13 protein-coding genes are annotated in these 14,349 nt (G+C 69.7%); 5 read left to right on the top strand and 8 right to left on the bottom strand.

Annotation, left to right across the window (positions count from 1 at the left end):
- Positions 1 to 42 precede the first annotated feature (42 nt).
- Positions 43 to 1,755, top strand: a complete 1,713-nt coding sequence (locus ACFVDO_RS12185) for a Kelch repeat-containing protein (RefSeq protein WP_378855733.1) — start codon at positions 43 to 45, stop codon at positions 1,753 to 1,755.
- Positions 1,756 to 1,872: 117 nt separating this feature from the next.
- Positions 1,873 to 5,391 carry a TM0106 family RecB-like putative nuclease gene (locus ACFVDO_RS12190; RefSeq protein ID WP_378855735.1) on the top strand — a complete coding sequence of 1,173 codons (3,519 nt, stop codon included), beginning with the start codon at positions 1,873 to 1,875 and terminating at the stop codon, positions 5,389 to 5,391.
- A 6-nt stretch (positions 5,392 to 5,397) separates the two neighbouring features.
- Here ACFVDO_RS12190 and ACFVDO_RS12195 read toward each other — a convergent pair whose 3' ends face one another.
- Positions 5,398 to 5,835, bottom strand: a complete 438-nt coding sequence (locus ACFVDO_RS12195) for an AAA family ATPase (RefSeq protein ID WP_378855737.1) — start codon at positions 5,833 to 5,835, stop codon at positions 5,398 to 5,400.
- A gap of 18 nt (positions 5,836 to 5,853) precedes the next feature.
- Between ACFVDO_RS12195 and ACFVDO_RS12200 the strand changes: the two genes are divergently transcribed.
- Positions 5,854 to 6,621 (top strand): GNAT family N-acetyltransferase, encoded by a 768-nt coding sequence (locus ACFVDO_RS12200; RefSeq protein ID WP_378855739.1) that lies wholly within the window; start codon positions 5,854 to 5,856, stop codon positions 6,619 to 6,621.
- 191 nt (positions 6,622 to 6,812) lie between these two features.
- On the opposite strand, the gene ACFVDO_RS12205 is transcribed toward ACFVDO_RS12200, so the two are convergent.
- From ACFVDO_RS12205 to ACFVDO_RS12215, 3 genes are all read right to left on the bottom strand, one after another.
- Complete coding sequence (locus tag ACFVDO_RS12205; protein WP_378855741.1) at positions 6,813 to 7,334, bottom strand: NUDIX domain-containing protein; 522 nt, start codon at positions 7,332 to 7,334, stop codon at positions 6,813 to 6,815.
- A 315-nt stretch (positions 7,335 to 7,649) separates the two neighbouring features.
- Complete coding sequence (upp, locus tag ACFVDO_RS12210) at positions 7,650 to 8,282, bottom strand: uracil phosphoribosyltransferase (protein WP_378855743.1); 633 nt, start codon at positions 8,280 to 8,282, stop codon at positions 7,650 to 7,652.
- 9 nt (positions 8,283 to 8,291) lie between these two features.
- Positions 8,292 to 8,438 (bottom strand): hypothetical protein, encoded by a 147-nt coding sequence (locus tag ACFVDO_RS12215; RefSeq protein ID WP_378855745.1) that lies wholly within the window; start codon positions 8,436 to 8,438, stop codon positions 8,292 to 8,294.
- 123 nt (positions 8,439 to 8,561) lie between these two features.
- Between ACFVDO_RS12215 and tadA the strand changes: the two genes are divergently transcribed.
- Entirely contained in the window at positions 8,562 to 8,993 is a 432-nt protein-coding gene (gene tadA, locus ACFVDO_RS12220) for a tRNA adenosine(34) deaminase TadA (RefSeq protein WP_378855804.1), read from the top strand.
- A 14-nt stretch (positions 8,994 to 9,007) separates the two neighbouring features.
- Here the strand turns inward: tadA and ACFVDO_RS12225 are convergent, their stop codons facing one another.
- Positions 9,008 to 10,129, bottom strand: coding sequence for an alpha/beta hydrolase (locus ACFVDO_RS12225; RefSeq protein WP_378855747.1), 1,122 nt, complete (start codon positions 10,127 to 10,129; stop codon positions 9,008 to 9,010).
- 4 nt (positions 10,130 to 10,133) lie between these two features.
- Positions 10,134 to 11,105 carry a cation diffusion facilitator family transporter gene (locus ACFVDO_RS12230; RefSeq protein ID WP_378855749.1) on the bottom strand — a complete coding sequence of 324 codons (972 nt, stop codon included), beginning with the start codon at positions 11,103 to 11,105 and terminating at the stop codon, positions 10,134 to 10,136.
- Positions 11,106 to 11,145: 40 nt separating this feature from the next.
- Between ACFVDO_RS12230 and proC the strand changes: the two genes are divergently transcribed.
- On the top strand, positions 11,146 to 11,982 hold the full coding sequence (gene proC / locus ACFVDO_RS12235) for a pyrroline-5-carboxylate reductase (RefSeq protein ID WP_378855751.1): 837 nt from the start codon (positions 11,146 to 11,148) through the stop codon (positions 11,980 to 11,982).
- A gap of 183 nt (positions 11,983 to 12,165) precedes the next feature.
- Here the strand turns inward: proC and ACFVDO_RS12240 are convergent, their stop codons facing one another.
- Positions 12,166 to 12,828 carry a potassium channel family protein gene (locus tag ACFVDO_RS12240; protein ID WP_378855806.1) on the bottom strand — a complete coding sequence of 221 codons (663 nt, stop codon included), beginning with the start codon at positions 12,826 to 12,828 and terminating at the stop codon, positions 12,166 to 12,168.
- Between the two features lies 1 nt (position 12,829).
- Entirely contained in the window at positions 12,830 to 14,260 is a 1,431-nt protein-coding gene (locus tag ACFVDO_RS12245) for a TrkH family potassium uptake protein (RefSeq protein WP_378855753.1), read from the bottom strand.
- Positions 14,261 to 14,349 lie beyond the last annotated feature (89 nt).

Consider the following 14,349-nt stretch of genomic DNA (forward strand, 5'->3'; position numbering starts at 1 on the left):
AGAATCATGATCGACGACGCGAAGCGACAGGAGAAGAGAACCATGAGCGCACGTTCCGTGTCCACGGCCGTCGGAGTGGGACTGCTGACCGCGGCGCTCGCCGTGGGGGCAGGTGCCATCGCGGCACCAGCTTCCGGCGCCGGACAGGTGCTGACCGTCACCCCGTCGAAGGTCGAGGTCACTCAGACCCTCGGCGGGAGCAGCACGGTGAAGGTCACCGTGACCAACACCTCCGACAACACGAAGGAGGTCACGGTCGCCGAGGTGCCGGGTGAGCTCACGACGCAGCCGTCGGAAGCCGGGGCGAAGCCGATGACGAGGGCCACGAAGTCGCTTGCCGGGGAGAAGCCGGGACACAGGCTGTCCGCGAGCCCTGAGGCGAGGGCCTCGGCCCAGCCTCAGGAGGTGCTGCCCGCGGCAGCGCCGTGGACGACGGTCGCCGACTACCCGGTGCCGATCATGGACAATCTGGTCGACGTGTTCGAGGGGGCGGTCTACTCCGTCGCGGGCGTCTCGAACCAGGCGATGATCTCCGATGCGTACCGGATGCTGTCGGGCGAAGCGTGGGAGAAGGTCGCTCCGCTGCCGCAGGCTGTCGAGATGCCTTCGGGGGCGTTCATCGACGGCAAGCTGTATGTCACCGGTGGCTGGACGCCCGCGGGCGGGCTGAACGACAAGGTCGAGGCCTATGACCCGGTCGACGACAGCTGGAGCACCCGCGAGAGCAGCAACCCCGATCCGCTCGCGGCCGCGGCATCCGCCGTCCTCGACGGCAAGCTGTATCTGGTCGGCGGCTGCGACAACAGGCAGTGCGGTGACAACAGCGTGCAGGTATACGACCCGGCCGCGGACAGCTGGAAGGATGCGGCGGACTATCCCGAGCCGATCGCCTGGTCCTCCTGCGGTGCCATCGACGGCAAGCTGTACTGCGCCGGCGGTATGACGGACGCCGAAGGGACGCGCTCCTCGGCGTACGCCTACACGCCGGGCACGGACAGCTGGGCGAAGATCGCGGATATGCCCGCGGGGCTGTGGGCGGCGGGTTACACCGCTGCGAACGGCGAGCTGCTCATCTCGGGTGGTGAGGGCGTCGACGGCCTCACCAACGTCGGATACTCGCTCAACGCCCGCTCCGGCGTCTGGGACGCACTGCCGCCCTCGGGGTTGGTGACCCGTCGCGGGGGCAGTGCGTGCGGCTTCTACCGTGTCGGCGGATCGGTCGGGGACTTCGGCGGCGTCACGCAGGCGGAGCTGCTGCCCGGATACGACGCGTGCGGCCTGGATGTGCCGTGGATGAGCGTCGAGCCCGCGGAGTTCACCCTGCAGCCCGGTGCGAGCGCCGACCTGCAGGTCACCCTCACCTCGGAGTCGTTCGCGCAGCCCGGCACGTACACGGCGGCGCTGCGCCTGGGCACCGCCGACGGCGACGCGATCGACCCTGTGCCCGTGACCCTCACGGTCGTCGCCCCGAAGCACTGGGGTGCGCTGACCGGCAGGGTGACCAGCGCCTGTGATGCGAAGGCGACGCCGATCGGCGATGCGACGGTCGTGCTCAAGGGTGCGACGTCGACCAGGGTGCTGCGTACGGACGCCGACGGGCGGTTCACTTGGGAGCTCGCGAAGGACGAGAGTCCCGTGACCGTCGTCGTCAGCAAGGACGACTGGCGGGCGCAGTCGACCGAGGTGCGAGTGAAGCAGAACAAGTCGGTCGCCGCCGACTTCTCCCTGACCGCTTATCCCGTGTGCGCACCGTGATCGCGTGACGGGGATCCAGACCGGGGCCGGGCGGCGACGTCGTCCGGCCCCGACCATGTGCGGACCGGTGTCCGACCCTGCCGATAGCCTCGGAGCAGGCAGCAGAGAGGGGCATCCGTGCGGGTCATCAGGTCGGAGCAGAACGTCGCGACGAGGGTCGTCTGGAGTGCCAGCGACCTGAAGGCGGCCGCCGAGTGCGAGTTCGCCTGGGCGCGCGCGCTCGATGCGAAGCTCGGCCGCGTCCCGGCGGTCGAAGAGCCGGAGGACGCCACGCTGCTGCGTGCCGCGCAGCTCGGCGATGTGCACGAGCGTCGCACACTCGAGCGGTACATCTCCGATCTCGGGTTCTCCGTCGACGGCGGTTCCGGCGTGGTCGAGCTGCCCAAGGTCTCTTCCACCGATGCCGACGCGCTCGGAGCGGTCGTGGCCGACACCGAACGGACGCTGCGTTCGGAGGCATCCGTCGTGTTCCAGGCCGCGTTCGCGACCGACGAGTTCGTCGGTTTCGCCGACTTCCTGCTCCGCGACACCGATCGCCGTTGGCGAGTTCAGGACACCAAGCTCGCCCGCACCGCCAGGGTGACGGCGCTGATGCAGCTCGCGGCATACGTCGACCAGCTCGACCGCCTCGGCATCCCGCGCGCCGATGAGGTCGACCTGCTGCTCGGCGACGGCACCACGAGCATCCACCAGGTGGACGATCTGCTGCCGCTGTTCCACGTGCGCCGTGCACGGCTGCGCGCGCTCATCGCCGATCGGCGCATCGAAGAGGGCACCGAGGGAGCGCCGCTCGCATGGGGCGACGACCGCGGCGACCTGCAGATCACCGCCTGCGGCCGCTGCGCGACGTGCGAGGAGCAGGTGCTCGCGCACCGGGATCTGCTGATGGTCGCTCGGATGCGGCCGGTGCAGCGCCAGAGGCTGCGCGCCGCCGGAGTCCGCACCATCGAAGACCTCGCGAACGCGTCGGATGCCCCGGACGGAATGAACACCGACACGTTCCAGGCGCTGCGCGCCCAGGCGCGGCTGCAGCTCGATGTCGGGGACGACCCCGCCGTGCCGCCGCCGTTCGAACTGGTGTCCTCGAACGCGATCGGCCTGCTGCCGCGCCCCAGCAGAGGGGACATCTTCTTCGACTTCGAGGGCGACCCGCTCTACACCGAGCCCGTCCTCGAAGAGGGTGAGAAACCGGCGTGGGGCATCGACTACCTGTTCGGCTGGGTCGACAACGCCGAGCAGTACTCCGCGCTGTGGGCGCACACCTTCGACGACGAGCGGCATGCTCTGCTCGACTTCCTCGAGTTCGTGAAGCTGCGCAGGCAGACGCATCCCGACATGCACATCTACCACTACGCGCCCTATGAGACCTCGCACCTCTCCGCGATGGCGGCGCGGTACGGCGTCGGGGAGGCCGATGTCGACAGGCTGCTGCGCGAGGGGGTGTTCGTCGATCTCTACCCGCTCGTGCTGCGGTCGGTGCGCATCGGGTCGCGCTCGTACTCGATCAAGAAGCTCGAGCCGCTCTACATGGGCGACGAGGTGCGCACCAGCGACGTGCAGAAGGGCGACGACTCGATCGTCAAGTACGTGCAGGCGCGCGCACTGCTCGCCGACGGACAGGATGCGGAGGCTCGCGGCATCCTCGACGACCTGGCCGACTACAACCGCTACGACTGCGTCTCGACCCGGCGCCTGCGGGACTGGCTGATCGGCCTCGCGAAGCAGGAGGGCGTGCTGCCGGCCCCGCCGGATGAGCCCGAGACGCGTGCGTACGAGCCCTCGCCGCTGTCCGTCGCGCTGATGGCCGACGCGGCGGATGCTGCGGACGAGACCGAGGCGGAGGTGTATCGGGTCGCTGCGGCGGCGATCGACTACCACCCGCGCGAGACGAAGAGCTTCTGGCAGTCGCACTTCCAGCGGCTGCGCGAGCCGGTGTCGATGTGGGAGAGCACCCGCGACGTGCTGCGGGTGGATGCTGCCCGCAGCATCGTGCGCGAGGACTGGGGGCTGGGGGAGAGTGGGCGTTCACTCACCCGCCTGGTCGAACTGCGGGGCGAGGTCGCACCGGGCAGCACGATCAGTGTCGGCGGACGGCCGTTCGCGCTGTACCCGATGCCCGCGCCGTTCTTCCTCGAGGCGCCCTCGCGGGTGATCCAGGTGCCGCACGAGGTGGAGGTCGTCGAGGTGCTCGATGACGGCTACGTCATTCGCGAACGCGCCGTGCAGGGGGAGACCTGGTCCGAACTGCCGATCGCGCTCACGCCGGCGTCGCCACCGAACGTCGGCAACCAGCAGAAGGCGATCGAGGAATGGGCCGATGCCGTGCACCGCACCGCCCCGTCGTTCCCGCGCGACGCCGCGAGCGACATCCTGCGCCGGACCGTGCCCCGCACGCTCTCCGGAGCGCCGCTGCCCGCGGTCGCCGGCGACGCCGACGACCGTACGATCGACGCGATCGTACGTGGCGTCCTCGATCTCGACCGCAGTTACATCGCCGTGCAGGGCCCGCCAGGAACGGGCAAGACGTTCACCGGGTCGCAGGTGATCGCCCGGCTGGTGCGCGATCACGGCTTCAAGGTCGGCGTCGTCGCGCAGTCGCACGCGATCGTCGAGACGCTGCTCGAGCGCGTCGTGGCCGACGGGGTGCCGGCTGTGCAGGTGGCGAAGAAGCCGAAGGACGACGAGGCTGATCCGTCCTACACGGTCATCCCGAAGGACGGGATGGCTGCGTTCATCGCCGAGCATCCGGAGGGCTTCGTCGTCGGAGGCACCGCGTGGGACTTCGCCAACACCCGCCGTGTCGACCGCGGCGGGCTCGACCTGCTCGTCATCGACGAGGCCGGTCAATTCTCGCTCGCGTCGACCATCGCCGTCGCGGCCGGCGCCCAGCGCCTTCTGTTGCTCGGCGACCCTCAGCAGCTGCCGCAGGTCAGCCAGGGCACGCACCCCGAGCCGGTCGACACCTCGGCGCTGGGCTGGGTGATGGCCGGCAGGCAGGTCATCGACCCTGCGCACGGCTACTTCCTCGCGACGTCGTGGCGGATGCATCCGGCCGTCGCCGAACCGGTGTCGCGGCTGTCCTACGCCGGACAGCTCGCCTCGGCGCCCGGCACCGAGGGGCGCGTGGTCGAGGGAGTGAAGCCCGGTCTGCACATCGTGCCGGTGCGGCACCGCGGCAATGCCACGCAGTCGCCGGAGGAGGCCGACGAGGTCGTCCGCATCGTGCGCGACCTGCTCGGGCGCGCCTACACCGACGGCATGACGGACGCGGCGCCGCGGCCTCTCGAGCAGGAGGACGTCATCGTCGTCGCACCGTACAACGCGCAGAAGCAGCTGATCCACGAGTCGCTGTCCGCCGCAGGACTGGGACGCGTGGCCGTCGGCACCGTCGACAACTTCCAGGGCAAGGAGGCAGTCGTCTCGATCACCTCACTCGCCGCCTCGAGCGGAAGGGATGCGCCGCGCGGGCCGGAGTTCCTGCTGCTGCAGAACCGCCTGAACGTCGCGATCTCCCGTGCGAAGAGCGTCGCCTACCTGGTGCACTCGCCGGCCCTGCTCGACGACCTGCCCTGGACCCCCGAGGGCGTCGCCCGCCTCAGCGCCTTCGCACGCCTGGTCGGCGCCGACCACGGCTGACGCGTCTCACGACAGCTGTTCCAGCTCGTCGGCGAGATCGGGGATCGTCCGACGGGCGTCCAGCTCGATCGTCGCGCCCCGGCGCAGCAGCGGTTCCACGTCACGCGCGTTCCGCCGGATCTCGTCCTGGTCCTCAGCCGAGTGGCCGTACGGGTTGTTCGCGCGTCGAGACACCCGCTCGAGGAGCACGTCGATCGGGGCGCTCAGCAGCACGACGTGCGCGAACCGATCGTAGAACCGGCCCTGATTCTCGACCGTGCCCTGCACGATGAGGTCGTCGTGGTCTTGCAGCAGCGCGTGCATCCGCTCCTCGTCCCACAGGCCGTCGGCCGTCGTCCACCCTTCGTAGTCGGTGTCGACCGTGTGATGTCCACGGCGGGCCAGTTCGGCGAGCAGTGTCGACTTGCCGGTTCCGGACATGCCTGTGACGAGGATGCGGGCCATGGACAGTAGATTACTGAGGTGCACAGCGACGACGAGATCCTCCACGCCTCCGCCGTGTGGGTGTGGTTCCCGCGAGGGAGCGAGCAGGAGAACACCGAGCTGCAGCTCGTGCGGTACCCCGCACGGTTCGGCGGCGGCGTGCGCGCCTCGCAGGTGCGGTCCGCGTCGGATGCCGCGGCCGTCGTCGACCACGCGATCGAACGCACCCGCGCCTGGGGCGAGACGCGCCTGACGTTCTGGACGAGCCCGGCGGATCGCCCCGATCTCGAGGAGCAGCTCCGTCGTCGGGGCGCCGTCCACGACGACACCGTCACGGTGTTCGCGCGGCCGATTCCCGGCGATCCGATCGAGACACCGGCGGATGCCGCGGTCGAGGTCGTCCGCACGCTCGACCAGGTCCGTGACGTCGACCTGGTGAACGTCCCCGTCTGGGGGCAGCAGCCGCTCGATGACGACGGGCTGCAGCGGGAGCTCGCCGAGGTGACCACAGCCCTCGAAGCAGGTGAGGGCGCCCGAGTGCTGGCCCGTCTCGACGGACGGCCCGTGAGCACGGGCGGCTGCACCATCGTGGACGGCTTCGTCCGTCTGTGGGGTGCGGCGACGCGGGCCGAGTACCGCGGCCGCGGCGCCTATCGCGCCGTCCTCGCCGAGCGCCTCCGCGTCGGTGCGGAACTCGGTGCGACCACGGCGCTCGTGAAGGGGCGGGTCTCGACCTCGGCCCCGATTCTCTCCCGCGCCGGATTCACGCAGTACGGCGATGAGCGCAGCTACGTCCTGACCGTCTGATTCTCCTAGACCGGACAGGCGCGCGATGCGCGTCCCGCCTGTTGCGGATGCCGGTGTGCGGGCACCGCTCACGCTGGGACCGGGACACACCATTGCGACGCCGAGAACAGGACATTCGCTCAGGACAGGACAGATGCTCGAGAATCATCCTGTCCTCGCCGCATCCCCTGTTCCTGATGCGGACGGAACGGTCAGCGGCCGTCGAGCACCGCGCGCAACGGCGCCCACAGCGCCGCGAGTCGCGGTTCCCACGGCGGCGCCATGAGGCCGTCGCGCCAGCGGGCCTCGACCGCGTCGATCGTCAGCCACTCCGCGGCGGCGACCTCGACAGGATCCACCTCGACCGCGACATCCGAGTCCGCCGTCGCGACGTACAGGTCGATCAGCGCGTTCTCCTCGGCGAAGCGCCCGACGAACTCCAGCGATGCCGCAGGCACGGCGATACCGGTCTCCTCGTGCAGCTCGCGCGCGGCACCCTCGACACTCGTCTCGCCGGCGAGCACGCTGCCGCCCGGAAACTCCCAGTCCAGAGGGCAGTCCTTCGTCGCCGAGCGCTGGGTCAGCAGCAGCATCCCATCAGCGCGACGAACGCAGACGCTGGCGACGATGTGGAATCCGCCCGGCGGCGGCCAGCCGGGTGCCCCGCGCTCGAACGTCGCGCCGGTAGGCACTCCGTCCGCGTCGGTGACATCCCACCACTCGCCTGCAACCATGGCATCCTCCTCGCTCGCGAGACCCTGAACTCTGCACGAGACCGCGGTGTCGGACGCGGGTCTCGTGCAGAATTCAAAGTCTCGCGCGGATCTCGCGCAGATGTCGGGACCTCGCGGTGATCGTGCCACCCCGTGGTTGCGGCATCGCATCGTTCTCGAGACCCTGAACTCTGCGCGAGACCCGCGCGCGCGACGTGGGTCTCGCACCGGAATGCGGGTCTCACGTGGGGCTCACGCCGGAACGCGGACCTCGCGCCCGAACCGCGCCGCGGCCGGCCACCGCGGTGCCGGGCGCCAGCCGCCGGGGGAGCCGCGTCAGACCGTGCCGTACAGCCGGTCGCCGGCATCGCCGAGGCCGGGCACGATGTAGCCCTTCTCGTTGAGACGCTCGTCGAGCGCGCCCAGCACCAGCGTCACGTCGCGGTCGCCGACGAGCTTCTCGATCGCGGCGACGCCCTCCGGTGTGCCGAGCAGGCAGATCGCGGTGACATCCTTCGCGCCGCGGTCGAAGAGGAACTGGATCGCGGCGCCCAGCGAGCCACCTGTGGCGAGCATGGGGTCGATCGCGAAGCACTGCCGGTCGCTGAGGTCGTCAGGCAGGCGCTCGGCGTAGGTGGTCGGCTCGAAGGTCTCCTCGTCGCGCACCATGCCGAGGAATCCGACCTCGGCGGTGGGGATGAGCTTGACCAGGCCCTCGAGCATGCCGAGTCCGGCGCGCAGGATCGGCACCACGATCGGACGCGGCTCCGCGATCCGAACGCCCATGGTCTTCGTCACAGGGGTCTGGATCTCGACCGGGGTGACGTGCACGTTGCGGGTCGCCTCGTAGGCGAGCAGCGTGACGAGCTCCTCGGTCAGCTGGCGGAACACCGGCGACGGCGTGCGCGCGTCGCGCAGCACCGTGAGCTTGTGGGTGATGAGAGGGTGGTCGGCCACGTGAACGCGCATGGATACAGATTACTTTGCGGATGCCGCCGCGCGCTTCGCAGCTTTCCGCTCCCGCCACTCGGCATTGATCTTCTGCGCGTTCGCGGCGACGATCGCCGAGCCGATGAGGGCCGGCAGCGTCATCATCATGATCACGAGGGCCTGTGCGCTGTCCATGTCTCCGACGCTACGCGTCAGCCGTGAACGGCGGATCCACCCGTGGTCTGAACCCGGCGCCTCCGGCATCCTCCTGTGGACGGATGCCAGACTTGACCCGTGACCGCAGCCGACCTCCCCGCGATGGACCGCGCACTCGCGCTCGCCGCAGAGGCCGGCGCGGCCGGCGATGTGCCGGTCGGAGCCGTCGTGCTCGACAGCACGGGTGCGATCATCGGCGAGGGGCGCAATCTGCGCGAGCAGACCCACGACCCGACAGCGCACGCGGAGGTCGTGGCGCTGCGCGCCGCAGCATCCGCCACCGGCGACTGGAACCTCGAGGACTGCACGCTCGTCGTCACCCTCGAACCGTGCATCATGTGCGCGGGCGCGATCCTGCAGGCGCGCATCGGGCGCGTGGTCTTCGGCGCATGGGACGACAAGGCCGGAGCATCCGGCTCGATGTACGATCTGCTGCGCGACCGGCGCCTGCCGTATCGCGCCGAGGTCGTCGGCGGGGTGCGGGCGGATGCCGCCACCGCGCTGCTCCGAGACTTCTTCGAAGCCCGCCGCTGACAGCCGCTCCCGGGTCAGAGAGCCTCCGTCAGGGTCCGCACCAGGAAAAGGAACGACTCGGTGCGCGGGTCGAAATACCCGGGCTCATCGGGCTTGTCCGCAGGCGTGTGCGAAGCGTGCCCGACGGTCGCGATCCCCTCGCGGGCACCCACCGGGCCGCCGTCCGACTCGTAGAGGATGGCCCCGGGAACCGAGCGCGGATCGATCGGATGCTGCGACATCCGCCCGAGCGGTGCGACGCCGTCGTCCAACGACTCGGTCGCGTAGAACCGGAACACCTTCGCGTACAGGTCCGCCTCGATCGCGTCGGCGGCCTCGGCAGTGATCCCGGCCGAGGCGATCGAGAACAGGTCGTCGAGGAGGCGTCCGCCACCGCCCTCGACCAGCTCACCGGCCATCGTCGACGAGTACGAGTAGGCGACCAGGGAGATGCGCGCACCCGGCGCACGGTGCCGGATGCCGGAGAGCAGACCGGCCAGTCGCGCGGCGCCGACCGTGGCATGACCAGTGCCGAGAGCGGTCAGATGCGTGCCGGAGTCGTAGCCGAACCAGGCGATGACCGCGACCGAGTCATGCGGGAGCCCCGCGCCGTCGGCCACCTGCGACCGGATGCGGCGCGCCGTGCGCGCCCACGCCGGCAGGCTGTCCAGGTCGGTGACGATCCCGTGCGCGAGCACGACGACCAGCCGCGCGTCATCCGGGTCGCCGAAGGACACCGCGGCGCGCGGGACGGCACCGTCCAGGAACAGCGACAGCAGATGCGCGCGCGCCGCCCGGCGGAGCTCGGCCGCGACATGTCCGAGCTGTTCGCGCGCGGCGGGCGTCAGATGCTCGACGTCCGCCAGCATCCGATCGAGAAGGATGCGGCAGGCGGCATCCTTGTCCTCGGCGGGGATGCCGTTGAGGTTTCCGTACACCTCCGGTGCGGTCTCGAGCGCGACGCGCGCGGGACCTGCGTTCCAGTGTCCGGCCCTGCCGGCCGACGCGGCGCACAGTTGCGCCCAGTGCTCGGCTGCGGTCACCGGATCGATCAGGCCGACGGTCTGCGCGAGATCGGGCTGCTCGGCGAGCCGGACGGGCACGCGTGACGGGTCCTCCCGGATCAGCCGATCCAGGTCGTCGAGCAGGGGCTGCACGCCGTCAGTCCGCCGACTTCAGGACGAACGCGTCCGTGGACGGCTCAGGATCGAGCGCCGGACGGTAGATGTCCGGCTCGATGTAGATCACCCGGGCGACCGGCACGGCGGCGCGGATGCGCTTCTCGATCTCGTCGATGTCGTCGGCCGCCTCACGCACCGTCTTGTTCTGCGTGAGAGCGATCTTCGCGGCGACCATCAGCTCGTCCGGACCCAGGTAGAGGGTCTTCATGTGGATGAGCTTCTCGATCTCGGGGCCATCATTGATGGCATCCACGATCTTGTCGTAGTCGGCGTCGGTGGCGCCCTCGCCGACCAGCAGGCTCTTCGTCTCGATGCCGAGGATCAGCGCGATCAGCACCAGCAGCGTGCCGATCATGAGCGTGCCGATCGCGTCGAACACGGAGTTGCCGGTGATGACGGTGAGGCCCACGCCGAGCAGAGCGAATGTCAGACCGGTCAGCGCGCCGATGTCCTCGAGCAGTACGACCGGCAGTTCGGGCGCCTTCGCGCGACGGATGAACGAGAACCAGGACTGGCCCTTCTCGCGCACCTGATTGCTCTCGCGCATGGCGGTGCGCAGCGAGAACGACTCGAGACCGATCGAGATCACCAGCACGACGATCGGCAGCCACCACCACACCGGATCCAGGGCGTGCGGGTGGGTGATCTTGTTGACGCCCTCGTAGATCGCGAACAGGCCGCCGAGGGAGAACAGGATGATCGACACGACGAACGCGTACACGTACCGCTCTCGCCCGTAGCCGAACGGATGCGAGCGGTCGGCGGTCTTCCTGGCCTTGCGTCCGCCGAGCATGAGCAGCAGCTGGTTTCCGGAGTCGGCGATCGAGTGGATGCCCTCCGCGAGCATGGACGCCGAGCCCGAAAGCGCCCAGGCGATGAGCTTCGCGGCGGCGATGCCCATGTTCGCCAGGAACGCCGCGATGATCGCCTTGCTGCCGCCGGATGCACTCATGGCACGAGTCTACGGCGGCCGAATGCGGGAGGATGGAGGCATGACCGACTCGCTCCCATCCCTCGCATTCCTCGGCGCCGGTTCGATGGGAGGCGCGATCCTGCAGGGGGTCGTCGCCTCCGGCATCCCGACGGACGGGATCACCGCGACCAACCGCACCGCCGAGAAGGCGGAGGCGCTGGCCGCCCTGCCTGGCGTCACGAGCATCGCTCTCGCGGATCGTCCCGAGGGCAATGCGGATGCCGCGGCATCCGCCCGCATCCTGCTGGTCGGGGTGAAGCCGGCCATGGTGCCCGACCTGCTTAGCGAGATCGCGTCCTCGCTGCGCCCGGACGCGATCGTCGTGAGCCTCGCCGCCGGCGTGACGCTCGACACCTTCGCGAGCGTGCTCGGTGCCGACGCGCACGTGATCCGCTCGATGCCGAACACCCCCGCCACGGTCGGCAAGGCCGTGACCGGGCTCGCCGCGGGAGCCTCGGCGACGGACGACGATATGGCGCTCGTGCGAGCCCTGTTCGAGACCGTCGGCGCCGTGATCGAGGTGCCGGAGTCGCAGATCGACGCGCTTTCGACGATCTCGGGTTCGGGCCCCGCCTACGTCTTCCTGCTCATCGAGGAGCTCACCAGGGCCGCGATCGGCAAGGGCTTCTCCGAGGCGGACGCCCGCTTGATGGCCGAGCAGACCTTCATCGGCGCGACCGCGCTGCTCGACGCATCCGGTGAGGATCCCGCCGAGCTGCGCCGCCGCGTCACCAGCCCCAAGGGCACCACCGAGCGCGCGGTCGCCGTGCTGCAGGGCGCGCACCTCGACGAGGTGTTCGCCGCCGCGACGGATGCCGCGCTCGCGCGTGCCCGCGAGCTCGCCGCCGGCGCCTGACGCCCTTCGTCTCGCTTCGTCTCGCTTCGCTCGCTCAGGAGCCGGGGGGGCGACGCCCTTGGTCTCGCTTCGCTCGCTCAGGAGCCGGGGGGCGACGCCCTTCGTCTCGCTTCGCTCGCTCAGGAGCCGGAGGGGTGGCCGGGGACCATCTGGCGGCGCTCGCTCAGGCGCAGGGGGCAGGTATCAGCGGTCGAGGCCCGCGAAGCGCTCGATGTCGCTGTTCGTGCCCGAGACGATGATCAGGTCGTGGTTGGTCACCACGGTGTCGGCCTCCGCGTAGCGGAACGGCTTCCCGGGACTCTTCACTCCCACCACGGTGACGCTGTACTTGGTGCGCACACCGGACTCCTTCAGCTGCACGCCGCGGATGAACTTCGGCGGGTACATCTTCGCCAGGACGAAGTCGTCATCGAAGCGGATGAAGTCGAGCATGCGCCCGGAGACCAGGTGCGCGACGCGCTCGCCGGCCTCGCGCTCCGGGTAGATGACGTGGTTCGCGCCGACGCGGGCGAGGATCTTGCCGTGCGACTGCGAGACCGCCTTCGCCCAGATCTGCGGGATCTTCAGGTCGACGAGGTTCGCAGTGATGAGGACGGATGCCTCGATCAGCGAGCCCACGGCGACGACGGCGACCTGGAAGTCCTGTGCGCCGATCTGCCGCAGCGCGTCGATGTTGCGGGCGTCCGCCTGCACGGTGTGCGTGACCCGCTCCGACCACTTCTGCACCAGTTCGAGGTCGCCGTCGATCGCCAGCACCTCGCGGTCGAGCCGGTCGAGCTCGCCTGCGCAGGCCGCGCCGAAGCGTCCGAGTCCGATCACGAGCACCGGGGCGTCGCCCCGCACCATCTCAACCAACGATCGGCCTTTCGACGGGCAGCGCGTAGAGCTGCGAGCGGGATGTCGCGGCGACAGCCGCGGCGAGAGTCACTGTACCAACGCGCCCCATGAAGATGGTCGCCGCGAGGATGTACGAACCCGAGTCCGGCAGCGTCGCGGTGACGCCGGAGCTGAGCCCCACCGTGCCGAACGCGGAGATCACGTCGAAGAGCACATCGATCACGTCGTCGCCGGTGATCTGGGTGATCGCGACGGTCGACATCGCGACGATCGTCGCGCCCCAGGCGACGACGCTCAGCGCCACGCGCTGCACGTCGCTGGGGATGCGGCGGCCGAACACCTGCACCGACTGACGGCCCTTCGCCTCCGACCACACCGCGATCGCGAGCACGGCGAGCGTGGTGACCTTGATGCCGCCCGCGGTCGACGCCGATCCGCCGCCGACGAACATCAGCATGCAGGCGACCAGCATCGACGAGCCGTAGAGGTCGTTCATGTCGATGACGTTGAAGCCGCCGGATCTGGTCATGGCGGACAGGAAGAACGCCTGGACCGTCGTGTCGGCGGCATCCATCGATCCGAACGTCTTCGGGTTGCTGTGCTCCAGCAGCAGGAAGACGGCGGCGCCGACGAAGAACAGCAACACGGTGGTGACGATGGTCAGCTTCGCGTGCAGCGACCAGCGCTTGAAATGCCAGTGGTGCTTGGCGAGGGAGTAGATCACGGGGAAGCCGATGCTGCCGAGGAACACACCGGCCATCAGCAGGATCAGCACCAGGTAGTCATCCGAGAACACCGCCACGCCGCCGTCATTCGGCGCGAAGCCGGTGTTCGTGAACGACATGGCCGCGAAGTAGGGCGCCTCCCACAGCGCGGAGACGGGGTCGACCCCGGCCAGCACCAGCGCCGGATAGAGCAGCACGGCGAGGCCGATCTCGATGATGAGAGCCGAGATCGCGACGGTGGTGAGCAGCTGACCGACCTCACCGAGGCGCACGGTCTGACTCTCATTGACCGCGCCGCCGTGCGCACGGAGCGGGTTGGTGTCGCCGGCGGCCATCAGCTTGGCGCTCAGGCCCAGCTTCTTCGAGATGACCATGCCCATGAGGGATGCGAGGGTCAGCACGCCCAGCCCGCCGATGTTGACGCCGATGAAGATCACGGCGTGCCCGAACGGTGACCAGTGCGCGCTCATGTCGACCGTGGACAGGCCGGTCACGCAGATCGTCGAGACAGCCGTGAAGAGGGCGTCGCTGAGCTTGGTGACCGTGCCGTCCGCCGAGGCGATCGGCAGCGACAGCAGCGTTGTCCAGAGCAGGATCAGCAGAGCGAAGACGACGATCGCGAAGCGCGAGGGCGATGAGGTGACGAAGTGGCGGAGCTGCGATCCCAGCCAGCGCAGGGAGACACGAGAAGCGGATGCCGGCGCGCTGCTCGACATCGGACCCCCTCTCCGTCTGCGACCCGGGCGGCGATGCCCGCCGGACCTCCGTCATGGTACTCCGTGGGGCGCACCGGCCCCGGCAGGCT

Source organism: Microbacterium sp. NPDC057741 (assembly GCF_042798735.1).
Classification (GTDB): Bacteria; Actinomycetota; Actinomycetes; order Actinomycetales; family Microbacteriaceae; genus Microbacterium.

Coding starts and splice junctions, on each gene's coding strand:
- ACFVDO_RS12185 (WP_378855733.1), top strand. CDS start 43: ATGAGCGCACGTTCCGTGTCCACGGCCGTCGGAGTGGGACTGCTGACC.
- ACFVDO_RS12195 (WP_378855737.1), bottom strand. CDS start 5,835: ATGGCCCGCATCCTCGTCACAGGCATGTCCGGAACCGGCAAGTCGACA.
- ACFVDO_RS12205 (WP_378855741.1), bottom strand. CDS start 7,334: ATGGTTGCAGGCGAGTGGTGGGATGTCACCGACGCGGACGGAGTGCCT.
- upp (WP_378855743.1), bottom strand. CDS start 8,282: ATGCGCGTTCACGTGGCCGACCACCCTCTCATCACCCACAAGCTCACG.
- ACFVDO_RS12215 (WP_378855745.1), bottom strand. CDS start 8,438: ATGGACAGCGCACAGGCCCTCGTGATCATGATGATGACGCTGCCGGCC.
- tadA (WP_378855804.1), top strand. CDS start 8,562: ATGGACCGCGCACTCGCGCTCGCCGCAGAGGCCGGCGCGGCCGGCGAT.
- ACFVDO_RS12230 (WP_378855749.1), bottom strand. CDS start 11,105: ATGAGTGCATCCGGCGGCAGCAAGGCGATCATCGCGGCGTTCCTGGCG.
- proC (WP_378855751.1), top strand. CDS start 11,146: ATGACCGACTCGCTCCCATCCCTCGCATTCCTCGGCGCCGGTTCGATG.
- ACFVDO_RS12240 (WP_378855806.1), bottom strand. CDS start 12,828: ATGGTGCGGGGCGACGCCCCGGTGCTCGTGATCGGACTCGGACGCTTC.
- ACFVDO_RS12245 (WP_378855753.1), bottom strand. CDS start 14,260: ATGTCGAGCAGCGCGCCGGCATCCGCTTCTCGTGTCTCCCTGCGCTGG.